Source organism: Psychrobacter sp. 1U1, from assembly GCF_051847535.1.
GTDB lineage: Bacteria > Pseudomonadota > Gammaproteobacteria > Pseudomonadales > Moraxellaceae > Psychrobacter > Psychrobacter saeujeotis.
Genome location: NZ_JBPYDD010000001.1, coordinates 241,904 through 255,809, shown reverse-complemented (window position 1 = coordinate 255,809; position 13,906 = coordinate 241,904). Strand labels below are relative to the sequence as shown.

Below are 13,906 nucleotides of genomic sequence, written 5' to 3'. Positions count from 1 at the left end.
TACCTCTACACAAGGAAGAACACATGATAGGGATTGAATTTTATACCAATGGTCATATCGTTAGCGAAGCTGACAGTATGCGCCAAAAGCTCGGTGCATTAGCCAAGCAGTACTCTGCAACATCGGCTATTATCGTTACGGATGCTGGCATCACTCAGCTAGGCTATGTCGATATTGCTCAGCAATCGTTGCAAGAAGCTGGCATACAAGTAGTTGTCTTCGATGCCGTTGTAGCTGACCCGCCTGTTCAAGTCGTCAATGACGCTATCAAAATTGCTAGAGACAATAAGTGTGAGTTGGTTATTGGTTTAGGTGGTGGTAGCTCTATCGATACTGCAAAAATTGTCGCTTTATATCCAAACGACTTTGAGTCTGTTAATGATATTTTGGATAAAGATGTCAGTGGTTTTAACAAGCTACCTCTGTTTGCGATACCGACCACCGCTGGTACTGGCGCAGAATCTACCTTTGTATCAGTCATCACGGCAAAAGATGGCAGCAAAAAAGCGATTTATACCCCAAAAATCCTACCTGATGTCGCCATTTTAGATGCGACGCTAACCCTTAATTTACCTCGCCACATTACTGCTGCAACAGCACTTGATGCCATGGTGCATTGTGTTGAAGCTTATACCAGCCGTACGAAAAAGAATCCTATCTCAGACGCCTTAGCGCTTCAAGGCTTGCAGATGCTCTGGAATAACTTTGAGAAAGTATTAAATCAAGGCGATGATATCGACGCTCGTGCTGATATGCTACTGGGCTCCACGCTAGCCGGTATTGCTTTCGTCAACTCTTCCGTAGCCGCTGTACATGGACTCTCCTACCCGCTTAGTATTAACTTCCATATTCCACATGGACATGCCAATGCTCTTGTTATGTGCGGGGTATTTACTTTTAACTTATCAGCAGCAGCACCTCTCTATGCAGAGCTGGCTCGTGCCGTCATGCCTGCTCAAACCTCTGGTATGAATGATTTTGATGCGGCAAGTCAGTTCATCAAACAGTTGCGAGGTTTCTTAGAGATGAGTGGCCTTAAATATCGTTTGAGTGAATTAGATATTACAGACCAGGATATCTCTGCTCTAGCAGACATAGTGACGAATACTTATGCTCGACTGATTGCGACCAATCCTAAGGATATGACGTTAGATGAAGTGACAACGATATATAAGGAGATACTCTAAAAGAAAAACAATCATTATGTAAAATAATTGCACTTATTTATCAAGGAAGATAACCACTAATTAAGGGAAATAATTATGTCGAAATATGAGTTAGACGTTGTCGTTGATGGCTTTCATTATCTAGAAGGCCCTCGCTGGTATAAAAACGCTTTATGGTTTGTTGATTTTTATACGCAGGGGGTTTACCGCGTTAATGATCAAGGTGTGGCAGAAAAAATTGTCCATATTGAACAGCAACCTTCTGGTTTAGGTTGGTTGCCTGACGGTCGTATGCTGGTAGTATCGATGAAAGACCGTAAAGTCTTACGCTTAGAAGACAATGGCGAATTAGTCGTGCACGCTGACATTTGGGAGCATTGCGGTGGACATGCTAACGATATGGTGGTCGCTCCCAATGGAAACGCTTACGTCGGTAACTTTGGCTTTGACTTGATGGGCGGCGCTGATCATGAGCACGCAGGACTGGTACTGGTTAGACCGGATGGAAGCTCACAAGTGGTTGCAAAAGGTTTGTCTTTTCCCAATGGCATGGTGATATCAGCCGATGAAAAGACCTTAATCGTCAACGAACTATTTGGCAATAAAATCTCGCAATTTGATATTAATAAAGATGGGACACTTGGCGAAAAACGTGACTTTGCAAGCTTTGGCGAATTGGGCGATGAGCCAAACCTTGGTGTGCGTATAGGAAACGCCGAAATTCTACCAGACGGCCTTGCACTAGATAGCGAAGGCGCTGTTTGGATTGCAGATACTTTAAATCAGCGTGCTGTACGTATTAGCGAGGGTGGTAAAATTTTAGAAACTATCGATACCGCACCTGACGGTATTTTTGCTGTGGCTCTTGGTGGACAGGATGGTAAAACACTATTTATGTGTGCAGCCCCCGACTGGGATGAGGCATCGCGTAAAGCTGAGACTAAAGGTCGTATGCTGTCTACACAAGTCAAAGTCGATCATGCTGGGACACCATAATAACGAATAAACTTTATTTAAAAACGTAAGAATCATAGTATTTCTTAGCTTTCGATAATATGTACCATAAATGCAGCAACGTAATGACGCTGCATTTCTTCCTATGTCCTTTGACAAACCTAATATCATACTTAAAAACAAAACTAGCCTAGTGGTATTTCGTTGCTAATGTACTGTTTCAAAATCAATAATAACCGTATTTATACCATCGACTTTATCTCTGTTTATTGCTACAGTAATTTTTCGTTGTTGGTTCATAATAGCTCTCAGCACCGATCCTTTATGACCTCAAACTTGTTTTAAATTTGACCTATTTTTCTACTATTGTTCTAGTATTTATTGATATTCGAGACCTTTTATGATGTTAAATAAGCAATATGCGATCTTACTGCCTATACTATTAGCAGCTGGTTGTGCCACTCAACCGACAACGCAACAACCAACTAAGCCTGTGCGTCAAGGCAACGTTCAGGTGACACAGACTCAAACTATCAAAGTAAAGCCTGCTCCTGTTATTGTTCAACAACAGACGGTCATTACCCCTAAACCTAGCTACCGCAGTTTTTCAGATTGGAAGTCAGACTTTTCTATGCGTGCTATGTCTGCCGGATATAGCTCATCGGATGTTCAGCGTTTACTCAGCTCAGCCTACCTAAACGAGCAAGTTATTTCACTCGACTCAGGTCAGCCTGAGTTTTCTAAAATGCCGTGGGAGTATGCAGACTCAGCGGCGTCAGATGGACGCATCGCAACTGGTAAACGTAAATTTGCAGAGCAACGCTCGTATTTATCAAGTTTAGAATCCCGATATGGTGTTAATGCAGAGATTATTGCTGCGATCTGGGGTATGGAGTCCTCGTTTGGTGCAGTCACTGGCAACAGCTATTTACCAAGTGCACTTGCAAGCCTTGCCTATGATGGACGCCGTCAAGAATTCGCTGAGACTCAATTACTGTCACTTATGCAGCTATTACAGCGTGGCGATGTATCTTGGTCTCAACTTGAAGGCTCTTGGGCAGGAGGTATGGGACAGACGCAGTTCATCCCTGATACTTGGGTAAAACATGGTGTCGATGGCGACAGTAACGGTCATCGCAATCCATGGTCAACGGCCGACGCGCTGGCATCAACCGCCAACTACCTGAGCAACTCAGGCTGGGTACGCGGTCTGGCACCATTCTACGAAGTCACCTTGCCAGCATCTTTTGATTACTCTACGGTCAGTACCAAGCAGCCTGCTGCTAGATGGGCAGCCCTCGGTCTCGATACCATTGATGATGTAAGCTTAGATGCCAATACGCAGATGGAGCTTTGGTTACCTGCTGGTAAAGACGGCCCAGCCCTACTGCTTAGCCCTAACTTCGATGTGATAAAAGTCTATAATAACTCATCAAACTATGCATTGGGGGTCAGCTTATTAGGTAATGCAATCGTTGGAAAAAGTGGCCTACGTAAATCATGGCCACGTTATGAGCGCCCACTATCAACGGCGCAAGTGACCCGTTTACAACAGCGCTTAACCAGTGCAGGCTATGATACCAAAGGCGCTGATGGAATTATTGGCACCAATACTCGTAAGGCGTTTCAAAGCTGGCAGGCTAACAATGGACAAACGCCAGACGGTTTTATCAGTCAAAGTAGCGCCTCGTCGTTGACTAGTTGGTGAGGCTATCTTAAATTAACTATTAGTAATATATGGCTCGATATAGTCGACCTATTAAGAAAATAAAGGAAGTGACAGTATCTAACACTGTCACTTCCTTTTTGATACTTAACCTATATATATAACCACATACCCTAAACTAGGACTTTCAGACTCGATATCTACCTAGTCATCATCATAACGAAGCAGAAAAACTAAGTTAAAGGTGCAGCTTGTAATCAAAATATTGTCTAAAATTGTGACTTCGTTAGCTATTATAAGTTACCACTACATACCGACAATGATGGGATGGGTGATGTCGCCCACAATGAAATTGATAAGTACGTGCTGTCCATGACGCTTTGTTCAGTGCTGTCATTAATCTGCCAATGGTATCTGGGTTAATACATTCCAATTTTTATTTAAGCAATCACAAGCATCACATACAATATCGACCCAATAAACCATGTGGCATTAATAGCAATGCCTGAATACCATTTCAGCTTTACCGTTTGGTTCTCATTATTAAAAGCCGCTTGGCGCTCGGGTGTAACGGGCAAGATGTTGTAGGGATTGTTCTGACCATCCCACATGAGCCGACGTTGCACTTCAGGATGTAGTGCTGGGTTGGCACTGGATTGGTAGATATTACCCTCCGCTAGGTCTAAGTAGCTAACTGTACAGGCTCGCAACCATCCTATGATAGTGACTTCATGGCGTAGTCCTGTTAAGCCTTTGTTTTTCTTCTCTTGGGCAATATCAGTACAGGCAAGGAGTGAGGTACTGATATCGGTGGGACAGGCGTGGGCATATCTCGGATCAAGTGGCAGCTCATCTGCTGGGCGTTCCATATAGGTGCGGATAAACGTCCACTGGTCATAAGGGTTGAGTTGCATGTCTTCAAAGTTAATAGATAAACTGGTCTCTCCTGTTGATTCATCGATGACGTGCAGATTCAGTACTTCATAGACTAAACCTTCGTTACGCCTGACTGAGGCGGTAATATCCCTATAGTCTATTAAATGAAAGATAGGTGCTTGTTTGCGGTTATGTTCGTAGTAAGCGATTTGTTGGGTCTGTTTTAGTAATATGAGTTTGTTGGAATAAGACTTTTTGTTTTTAAGTTGTTTCAAAACTAAGTATGACGCATAACCAAAAACTATTAAAAATAAAATAAGCATACCAATGGGAAATAAAGACAATGATTCAAACTCTTCAATAATCAAATAACTAAATGATACTACTAAGAATATGAATAGACCTTGCCCAAACAACCAACTAAAGGCGTAAGCCATTAAAAATCCAACCAATTGATACGAGTTAATAATTGGATGAAACAGTAGATAATCTGGGTTGACCTCATGCACATCACGGCTAAGTTTTTCTATACTAGGCACTTTTTCTCGATAACTAGGTATAGTTTCTTCATAAGGTTTACTTAATAGCTTTCCGATAGGATGAGTATTGTTTGGAGGATTATAAATCATTATTTTCTCGCAACCCTTAATACTTGTCGTTATCTAAATAGCCAACGTCTTTTAAAGGATATGACGGATTGCGGCTAGTATCAGGCGTATAAGTCACAATCACTTTTGCATTATTAATACTACGAGGTTCAAACTTTAATAGCTGAGTATCAATAATATACTGATCGTCTGACTCTCCTTTAGTCACCACAGGCCTTAACTGCTCAATAGCTGATGATGCGATATTACTAGCAGAGGGTTTGCCACTGGCAGAGTGATAGAATGTTGCTTTATATAGGCTTTGTTCTCTACCAGCTTTATCAGCGACGACTTCTATGATCAACTGACTTGCTTTGTCCCAATTGCCAATGACAACCTTACTTTCAAATAAGGTAAGGTGCTCGCGCCTACTGCCAAAGACTGGCGGTAGCCTTATTCCACTGTTTGCGTCTATTTTATGCTCTATAGGCACATTACCTTGAAAGGTCTGCAAACGGTTATTGGCTAAAAATAAGGTAGAGGCGGTGATAAAGCCGCTAATATCCTCTGCTAAACTGTTAAAAGCAGGCTTGTCTTGAAATGGGTTCATCAAATGATAGTCTTGTGTCTTCATGGCTTTATGGCTTTATGACCAAATACGCTATTGTCTAGCCAGTATTCTATTAAGGTATTGTTTTTATCATCAAACTTATAGGCTAGGCGCTGAAAGGTGTAGCTTAGGGTCATGCCAGCAAACATAATCGCTAATAGTGGCAGTGCAGGTAGCACGGTGGCGGGCGATGCTATCGCTAACAAGCCTAGATTGAATCCAGCAAAAGCTGAGACACCTATTGAGAAAGCAGCGGTACCACTAAAAATCCAAGATTCAATATTCCCATCATTAAACTTACGATAACCATAAATCGCTAAACTTCCCACCTCAAAGGTCGCGCCAACTACCCCAATCCACCCTGCTCGATATATCAGCTTATTTGCAAAGCTAGTCTTACCTAATACGCCAGCATCTAGCCAATAGTGGACAGGTAGAATATGTCCTTTGTCATAGCAAAAGGCGACCCACTGGATGATAAGGCTTATGCCCCAAGTAATTGCCATCATTGCTCAACTATTATAAGCCACCACAGCCCAAGCAAATAAACTGATGTTAATCACTATTGCCACTATCCATCTGATATTCACCTGCCAGTTTTTACCCTCGAAGGCTCTCTGTGCTTCTGGTGTGATGGGCTGAATGGGATACGGGTTGTTTTGACCGTCCCAAGTTAGTAGCTTTTGCACGTCAGGATGTAAGATAGCGCGTTTGACGCATTGATAGTGACTGCCTTGGAATAGGTGTCCTAGGACATACAATGAAGACATGAGTAACATCACAGTTGACCCTGCCCCGTCATGTTCATTACTCAGCACTCCGTGCTTACGGTAGAGGATGTCACTACAGGCAAATAATGAGCCACTGGTATCCGTAGGATAAGCTCGGCATTCTTCATGATCTATGGGTAGCGCTTCGCTTGGGCTTTCCATATAGGTGCGGATAAATGCCCATTGCACTCTAGGATTGACGTTATAGTCTTCTAATTTTAGATGATGGGTGATATCTCCGGTCTCAGGATTAGCGACATACAGATTAAGCGGTGTATATGCTCGATTGCCTTTGTCTTGATGCAGGTCTGGATGAACGTTTTTGTAGTCTACTATTTTTAGCTCGTAGGGTTGTCTGATTTTACATAGCGGACGATAGTAGTAGGCTATCTTTTGCTGCTGCTTTAAGAAGTAGTATTGGGTGCGAAACGGTTTCTTGGTAATGAATTGATAGAGGATTAGAATTAAAGGTGTACATGCAGGAATGAATAAATATAAATAATGCTATAGAAATATCTAAAACTAATAGAGGTATATTAGAGTTTTGTAAATGTAAAAGACCGTCAGTAGAAAGGAGAACAAACATAAAAACAGAAAAATAAACCCAGCCAATAATAAAATAAAACACCCAAAAGTACGCAGGTAAGAATGTTAAGTAATCAGGATTGACGTCGTGAATTTCTTTATTAAGATGTTCAATATCTTCAATACTCTCTAATAAACTTTTGTCTATACTAGCGGTATAAGGACGGTCAATAGGATTGTGCAGCTCACTGATATGTTTAGCGAAATCGTCGCGTAATTGCACTACATTATTCCTAATTACTTTTTGTCTAAGCAATCACATATAGTAATAAAAAGGTAGCCAATGATTCATTAGAACAACCACCCCAAACTAACCACATACCAGAGCTTATCGACTATGCTCGGATAGTTACCATGTGGTCTCGCCGCGCCTATCATGTCTATAATAAATGCACCGATAAATAGCATGATAATAGTAGCAATAATAATGCCTACACTGTAAACAACAGTCTTCCAAATAGGCTGGTTACTTTGTTCAAGGTTGCCCTCTGGCAAGTGTTTATTTAAATCATAAGGGTCATTAGGATCGATCTGACATTCTGCTTCGATAGCTTTGCTAAGCCGATGGCGGTAGCTGGTCAGCATTGAAATCACACGGCCAACATAGCGCAGTGCTAATAAAGGCAGAGTAATTAAAATCACTAGGTAAAACCTAAAAGTTCGTTTTGGATACTCCATATTTTCGTGAGAGTAGTGTACTACGTTCAATATCAAACGCTTAAATGACATCAGTGGGGTTTCACGCTTTTCATGTATAGGGTAGATGTAACGTATGGCTTCTTTAACTTCTTTTAGTTGCTGATCGTCACCTTCCATATAACGACGGATAACCTCAAAATAACTGATTAAACTTTTATCAAAAACTTCATCTTGAAAGGCAAGTGCAAACATACCGGTAATGGTTTTGCCGTCTTTATCAAATATCACCGCTCTGATGTCTTTATCTTCATTGATATAAGCAATAAAAAAGGTTAAGTCACGCAAGGGATGGGTTTGACCCATGTGGTCGGCGACGAGGTAACTATAGGGATCCCGTTCTCGTTATCATTGCTGTAGTCTTTACTACTCTTGTATTAACTCTTTTTTTACTTGATAGGCAGCTATTAACTTTAACGTTTCATTAGTGAACCTTGATAATATAAGCATACTTATCATAAGCACTCCCAAACTCATAATTGCTTCTACAATAAAATCAAAACCGCTATTTAATAAAATTTTAACAGTCATTAAACCACTGCCAAATATACTACCACCTACTATAACAACTCCACCTATGATTAACATGACAGATAAAGCAAAGTCCATACCTTGATCGACTCCAGTGCTCTTGAGCTTATCAAGCCATACATCTATGTGAAATTCTTCATCTTTTATAGAACCTAGTATAATAGACTTATATTTTTGCAGTTTTCCTCTTTCCTTAATAATATTTATTATGTATACGATCACAAAAATAATTATTGCATATATATTAACGTAAGGTGCGTAAGCATTGACATTATACGCAATTAGAATGGCATTACACAGAAACAGAATTATCGTAATAAGGCCAACTATCCAAGAGTTTAAGAAGAATCTAAAATAACCTTTCATATAATATAATGCTGGTATAAACAAATAAATGAGTAAGAATACAGACAAGTAAATTGTAATATTTTGTTTATTTCCACTTATTTCATTGCCGAGCCATAGAAAAGGCAATCCGAACGCTAAAGATAAAAAAGAATACCATTTCCCAGAGTAATTAGAATCTAACGATCTTTTGTATTCATTTGAGTCAGGTATTTTAATTGTTATTTTTGTAATCATAACTTTTTATTAGCCTCTAAGTATCCTAAATTACTCGATTCTAAGTAATTAACTATATTTTGAGCTTTTTTCGTCACATTATACTTTCTGTCAACGTATTCTAAAGCAAATGAAGTTAAAACTGCTGCTCCAATTCCTGCAACTATTACTACAACCCCTACTCCAGAAGCAACTGCTATAGCTCCAACTGCAACACCTACAGCTGTTGCTAACACTGTCTTTACAGCAGACATACCTAAACTTACATACAAATCAGACCAATTATTCAAAGGATCATCAGATAACATAAATTCTATAATTTCAAAAGTAGCTACTAGTGCAAAACCAAAACCTCCTAGACTTCTACCAGCAGCTTTTACTGTAGTAGCTCCTGCAATACCATAGGATCCTGCATCAATTGCTGCATTGATAGTAGCTGCTGCTGATATCATACCGACCTTAGCATTGTTCAAAGCGTAATGAGTATTATTGATGAAACTACGTAAGCCAGACCAGCCCTTGAAAGTAATAATCATTTTACCATTTTTACTTTTTTTTACGGCAAATCTTAAACGTTTAAGATCGTCGTCATCTGCGTTAACTTTGAGTTTTCTAAATGCGTCATAGATAAAACTTCTGTTGTTAGCTTTTAGTGCATTTTGCGCTTCCCCTACTGTAGGTAGTAAAACGCCATCAAAAGCTATTGAACCAAAGACAGTATTAGCAATTTTTTTTAGATCATTGGTTGAGCCTTTACTTTTTTCATCAAATTCATAAAGCCCTTCTGCTAGTGATTCTTTTGTCTGAAAATGCCACATCATAGGCTCTGTTTCATCGATACCATTTGTCGATACTTTCCGTTTTGGTATACTAGTAGACTTATTGCTTAAACAGAACACAACAGGTGCGTTTGTATCATTCGGGTCTAAGGCTTCTAATGGAAAAGTCGCAATAGTCTTACTACCTTTTTTAAGTAGTACTTTCCCATTGTACTTCTTAGGAATATAGACAGTATGCGGTGTGCCGTCTTTGAAAACAGATTTTTTCGTCTCCGCTAATTTATTGTCGAAGAATTTTTTGTTATCTTCTCGAGTTACCGTATACGTTGCTCCCGCTGTTATATCTACATCAAGTATGATTGTTCTTCGCTGTTTTTGTTCCTGCAGTTGAACGGTGCTTTTTTCGCTATAAACCTTCGTAGTGCTCGGAGTTAGCTGAATCTGAAACTCACGATATTTTTTATCAGCACCTATAGGAATAACGCGTTTAGAGTCAGTAAACCTCTCACCTGTAATAGGTTCAATAAATACTATTTCAACATTGGGTTGACTACTTTCAACAAGATCTTTAAATCTTGCTATTGCTGTATCCTCATGGTTTTTTGCCATTGGCATCTTTTGCGAATCATAAATCTTAGTCTTACCTTCTTCATCTAATGTGCCTTTCAATGTGATTTTCTTATTATTGTCACCTTGAAATATTACCTCATATTTCCATGGTTTTTTAAAATTGACCCATTTATTAGCCATTAGTTTAGCTTGAAAATAGCAGTTAGAAACCAGAACAGTAGCGCTCTGTCCTAATTTATTTGGTGTATAACCCATGTTTTTTCGAGGGCTTGCAGACTCCCATGTATTCGTAGATAAGTCTTTCAACTCTATATAAATTGGTTCGCCTTTCTTTATAGTGGCTGATTCAGTCTTTCCATCCTCATTAGTTTTACCGGTTCTTAATACTCTTCCTCTTTTATCTACTATTCTATAATGAGCGTCGATAAAATCATGCCTACCATTTGAATTCTTATATTCAAGCTTAAAAGTACCGCTTACAGTTTGTTCACTCACGTTTAATCTCCCGACCTTGTAACTTTAACACCACTCAATAATTCAGTAGCAAAATGCACTGCTATTTCTTCTGGATTTTCAGTTTGAAACTGTTGAGTTTCTCCACTAGCATTAGTAGTACCTGATAAAACTTTTCCGTCTTCTAAGAATGCTACATATTTTATGTTTGGTTGAGGCTTTTTATCAGAGTCTAATAGTTGAAACTGAGTGGTATAGATCGGAGCATCCGATATCTCTGCCTGAAACAAATGGACTCGGTTTAAAGCTCCCCCACCCCCACTCCCCCAATCCACCTTACTCGCTTTATACCCAACTTGCTTGGGCGTAATAAACGTCACATTACCACCCGATATCTCAATACCGCTCCCTGCCGCTTTTAGCGTCAACGTATCAGGGGCGATAAACTCAATACTATCGCGGCTATGGATACGTAGCACTTGCTCGCTATCCAGACGCATCTCATCTTGATGGGCGTGCAATGTCACATCGCCGTACGCGGCGGTATGGGTTTGTGATTTGTTTGAATAGTAGTGAATATCGCCAGCGACTAATTGGTTCATCTGGGTTTGGCTGTGGTAGTGAATGCTATCTGTCGCATGGCTGTGACTACTCTGCGTGCTGGTCTGCTGGCTGTGTTGTCCGCTGAGCAGGGCAAGATGGCGCTGTGAGTCGATCAAGAGGTGGGGTTGTTGCCATTGTCCTGACTCATTGAGGGTGCTGTCATTGGTGTCACGACTTATCTTGGCAAAGGGCGTTGCCTGTTCTTGGTTTTGCTTATTGTTTGCTTTGTTGTTTTGCTTATCACTGCTGCTGTTATCCAGCCCGACAGGTTGATGCGCCGCTGCTAAGTCTTGATAGGCGCTTTGATACTGGTTGGCGGTCTGCAATCGGCTATGACTGTTATGGCTCATATGAGCGTTTGATGCTTGGCTGGCAGTTTGACTGCTACTGATATGAATGCCTTTGCTGCCTTGAATGTTGGCAGCGGCCTGAGTCTCAAGACTAATGCCCTGTCCGCGCGCTTGTCCTCGGGTGTGGTCGCTGTGTTGGTACAGATGACCTAAGCTCAAGCTGGACTGAAAACTGGTGCTGTAGAGGTTGATTTGCGGACTGTTTGGGTGGGCGTCAAACATAAGCTGGTTGTAGCCGTTGGTAGCGCTGTCTTTATTGGCGTCTCCAGTGCGACTGCTGTCAATACTTTGGGTTTTGATGCCGTCGATAGGATGGGCATGGCTTTGGTTGATAAACCAAACAGGACTGGTGGCGTCAATGAAGTCTGTGTCACTGGCAATGCGGTTGTGCTGGGCATTATCATTGCCTTGTCCGTTGTGGGTGCTACCGATGATAATCGGATGGGTAATATCGCCACCGATAAAGTCGATCAGGACGTGTTGGCCGTGGCGCAGAGGATGGGTGTGGCCCATGTGGTCGGCGACTAAGTGGCTGGCGATGGGTATCCACTGGGCGCTTTGGTCAGTGCTTTCTTCATCCTCCCAATGAAAACGGATATGAGCGCGATGATTGCGGTCATTATCTACCGCACTACTGCTATTGGTGTCTATGATGCTAGCGCTCATGAGTCCTGTGAGACTCGGATGCGGTGCGCCAAGTTTAGTAAGCTGTTCACCAAAAGGAATATGGTGATGATGCGGAAATGGCAGATAGCAAGCGGTGATATGGTGGACGTTGTCATTGTCATTATTATTGTTGTTGATGTCATCGTCATCGGTCTGCTGGCGCTTTAGATTGGGGTTGGGCTGTAGGGTTAAGGGGTCAAAGGGTGCTACGCCGAGCCAGTCTACGGGTATGTGGTTGTTGATACTATGATGGATGGAGACTAGGCTTAGGGGCTCGGTGAGATACGGGTTGCCGTCGATGTAGTGGGCGCTTGGTAGACTCAGATGGCGAATATTGCCGGTTAGACTGCCAAGGTTGGCATGTTGTTGGGCGTGCTGCTGATAGCGGGTAGCAAGCGCAGTTAGTCCGTCGTCATTTAGGTAGCTATGACTGTGCAGGAAGCGGCTGTGGCTGCTTGGGCTGTCTGTATCTATGGCTTGCTCGCTGGTGCTGTTGCCAGTATAGGTGCCTACTAATCGATTGTCATAGCGATGTATAGCGCTTTGCTGGGTGTGCTGGCTTATTTGTGGGTATATGGCAGTGATACGGTCTTGTCTATCGGCGAGACTGGCGAGGTTTTGACTAAGGATACTCTGGATATCGTTATGATCTGGACGTAAGTCGCTATGGTCGTTGGGAATGAGTACTAGGGTGTGCTTGTCCGCCTCATGACGATAGTAGCCAGTAATGCCAAAAAGCGCCAAATACTGAGTCAAGTAAGCCAGATCCGTTTGGTTATATTGGACGCTGTGCTGTATATGGTAATTGCTGGCGCTACTTAAGCGCTCGTCAATCTCAACGTTTATATCGTATGGACTGATAATATCGGTGATAAGCTCGCTTAAGCTGAGATGATGATGACGGCGGTTATGACTGTTTAGGCGTAGCTGGCTTAAAGTAGGCTCGCAGATAATACGATACGCGGCCATGCCACTGTTGCTACCAAGGGCAATAGCTTCGGTGATGACACCGTGACGGGTTTGGCTTGGCAGTAGCGTATCGCCCGTGTGCCAATGTATCGAGAGACTTTGCCCTAGCCACTGCTTTATATCCAGTCCTGCTTGAGGATGCAGTAAAGTCATGCTAATACGGTAGCCACAAAACAGAGCGAGCTGACGCTGTTGATAGGTCTGCGCTCGTTGATCTTGATGATAAGGGCTTGGATAAGCGTCAGGCGTTGGCATAAGCGCAGGCTTACCCCAAACGCTGTCGGGCAAAGGCAACCCCAGTAAGCTTTCAACCAAGTCAGCCTGCTGAATGAGACTGGTGGCAATATCAGAATGAGCACTACTCAGTTGCACATTCCGCTTTGTTTGAGTCCATACCATAAAGTGCCCTTCTCTATAAGTCCAAGGTTTAAAGCTTAAAATGACAAGGTGTAAATATTCTGGATAGACTACAAGCTAACAAACAGCCCAACCTCTAGTACATCCCAACCAACTG

12 protein-coding genes are annotated in these 13,906 nt (G+C 41.9%); 3 read left to right on the top strand and 9 right to left on the bottom strand.

Translation table 11 applies throughout. The features are described from left to right. Positions 1-23 precede the first annotated feature (23 nt). From ACS8FB_RS01070 to ACS8FB_RS01060, 3 genes are all read left to right on the top strand, one after another. A complete protein-coding gene (locus ACS8FB_RS01070; RefSeq protein WP_439260621.1) occupies positions 24-1,187 on the top strand; it encodes an iron-containing alcohol dehydrogenase in 1,164 nt (387 codons plus the stop codon). 75 nt (positions 1,188-1,262) lie between these two features. Next, on the top strand, positions 1,263-2,162 hold the full coding sequence (locus ACS8FB_RS01065; RefSeq protein ID WP_439260620.1) for an SMP-30/gluconolactonase/LRE family protein: 900 nt from the start codon (positions 1,263-1,265) through the stop codon (positions 2,160-2,162). Between the two features lie 358 nt (positions 2,163-2,520). After that, positions 2,521-3,828 (top strand): lytic murein transglycosylase, encoded by a 1,308-nt coding sequence (locus ACS8FB_RS01060; RefSeq protein ID WP_439260619.1) that lies wholly within the window; start codon positions 2,521-2,523, stop codon positions 3,826-3,828. A 398-nt stretch (positions 3,829-4,226) separates the two neighbouring features. Here ACS8FB_RS01060 and ACS8FB_RS01055 read toward each other — a convergent pair whose 3' ends face one another. From ACS8FB_RS01055 to ACS8FB_RS01015, 9 genes are all read right to left on the bottom strand, one after another. Beyond that, positions 4,227-5,291: a hypothetical protein gene (locus tag ACS8FB_RS01055; protein WP_439260618.1), complete on the bottom strand. Its 1,065-nt coding sequence runs from the start codon at positions 5,289-5,291 to the stop codon at positions 4,227-4,229. Positions 5,292-5,307: 16 nt separating this feature from the next. Further along, positions 5,308-5,883: a hypothetical protein gene (locus ACS8FB_RS01050; protein WP_439260617.1), complete on the bottom strand. Its 576-nt coding sequence runs from the start codon at positions 5,881-5,883 to the stop codon at positions 5,308-5,310. Next, positions 5,880-6,368, bottom strand: a complete 489-nt coding sequence (locus ACS8FB_RS01045) for a hypothetical protein (protein WP_439260616.1) — start codon at positions 6,366-6,368, stop codon at positions 5,880-5,882. The genes ACS8FB_RS01050 and ACS8FB_RS01045 overlap by 4 nt, the downstream gene beginning before the upstream one ends. 3 nt (positions 6,369-6,371) lie before the next feature. Continuing rightward, positions 6,372-6,818 (bottom strand): hypothetical protein, encoded by a 447-nt coding sequence (locus ACS8FB_RS01040; RefSeq protein ID WP_439260615.1) that lies wholly within the window; start codon positions 6,816-6,818, stop codon positions 6,372-6,374. 172 nt (positions 6,819-6,990) lie between these two features. Further along, positions 6,991-7,437, bottom strand: coding sequence for a hypothetical protein (locus tag ACS8FB_RS01035; RefSeq protein ID WP_439260614.1), 447 nt, complete (start codon positions 7,435-7,437; stop codon positions 6,991-6,993). Between the two features lie 68 nt (positions 7,438-7,505). Then, a complete protein-coding gene (locus ACS8FB_RS01030; RefSeq protein ID WP_439260613.1) occupies positions 7,506-8,216 on the bottom strand; it encodes a hypothetical protein in 711 nt (236 codons plus the stop codon). A 60-nt stretch (positions 8,217-8,276) separates the two neighbouring features. After that, positions 8,277-9,023, bottom strand: a complete 747-nt coding sequence (locus ACS8FB_RS01025) for a hypothetical protein (RefSeq protein ID WP_439260612.1) — start codon at positions 9,021-9,023, stop codon at positions 8,277-8,279. Then, positions 9,020-10,846 carry a hypothetical protein gene (locus ACS8FB_RS01020; protein ID WP_439260611.1) on the bottom strand — a complete coding sequence of 609 codons (1,827 nt, stop codon included), beginning with the start codon at positions 10,844-10,846 and terminating at the stop codon, positions 9,020-9,022. The genes ACS8FB_RS01025 and ACS8FB_RS01020 overlap by 4 nt, the downstream gene beginning before the upstream one ends. 2 nt (positions 10,847-10,848) lie before the next feature. Continuing rightward, positions 10,849-13,791: a contractile injection system protein, VgrG/Pvc8 family gene (locus tag ACS8FB_RS01015; RefSeq protein ID WP_439260610.1), complete on the bottom strand. Its 2,943-nt coding sequence runs from the start codon at positions 13,789-13,791 to the stop codon at positions 10,849-10,851. Positions 13,792-13,906 lie beyond the last annotated feature (115 nt).

Coding starts and splice junctions, on each gene's coding strand:
- ACS8FB_RS01045 (WP_439260616.1), bottom strand. CDS start 6,368: ATGATGGCAATTACTTGGGGCATAAGCCTTATCATCCAGTGGGTCGCC.
- ACS8FB_RS01065 (WP_439260620.1), top strand. CDS start 1,263: ATGTCGAAATATGAGTTAGACGTTGTCGTTGATGGCTTTCATTATCTA.
- ACS8FB_RS01070 (WP_439260621.1), top strand. CDS start 24: ATGATAGGGATTGAATTTTATACCAATGGTCATATCGTTAGCGAAGCT.
- ACS8FB_RS01030 (WP_439260613.1), bottom strand. CDS start 8,216: ATGGGTCAAACCCATCCCTTGCGTGACTTAACCTTTTTTATTGCTTAT.
- ACS8FB_RS01055 (WP_439260618.1), bottom strand. CDS start 5,291: ATGATTTATAATCCTCCAAACAATACTCATCCTATCGGAAAGCTATTA.
- ACS8FB_RS01050 (WP_439260617.1), bottom strand. CDS start 5,883: ATGAAGACACAAGACTATCATTTGATGAACCCATTTCAAGACAAGCCT.
- ACS8FB_RS01060 (WP_439260619.1), top strand. CDS start 2,521: ATGATGTTAAATAAGCAATATGCGATCTTACTGCCTATACTATTAGCA.
- ACS8FB_RS01025 (WP_439260612.1), bottom strand. CDS start 9,023: ATGATTACAAAAATAACAATTAAAATACCTGACTCAAATGAATACAAA.
- ACS8FB_RS01015 (WP_439260610.1), bottom strand. CDS start 13,791: ATGGTATGGACTCAAACAAAGCGGAATGTGCAACTGAGTAGTGCTCAT.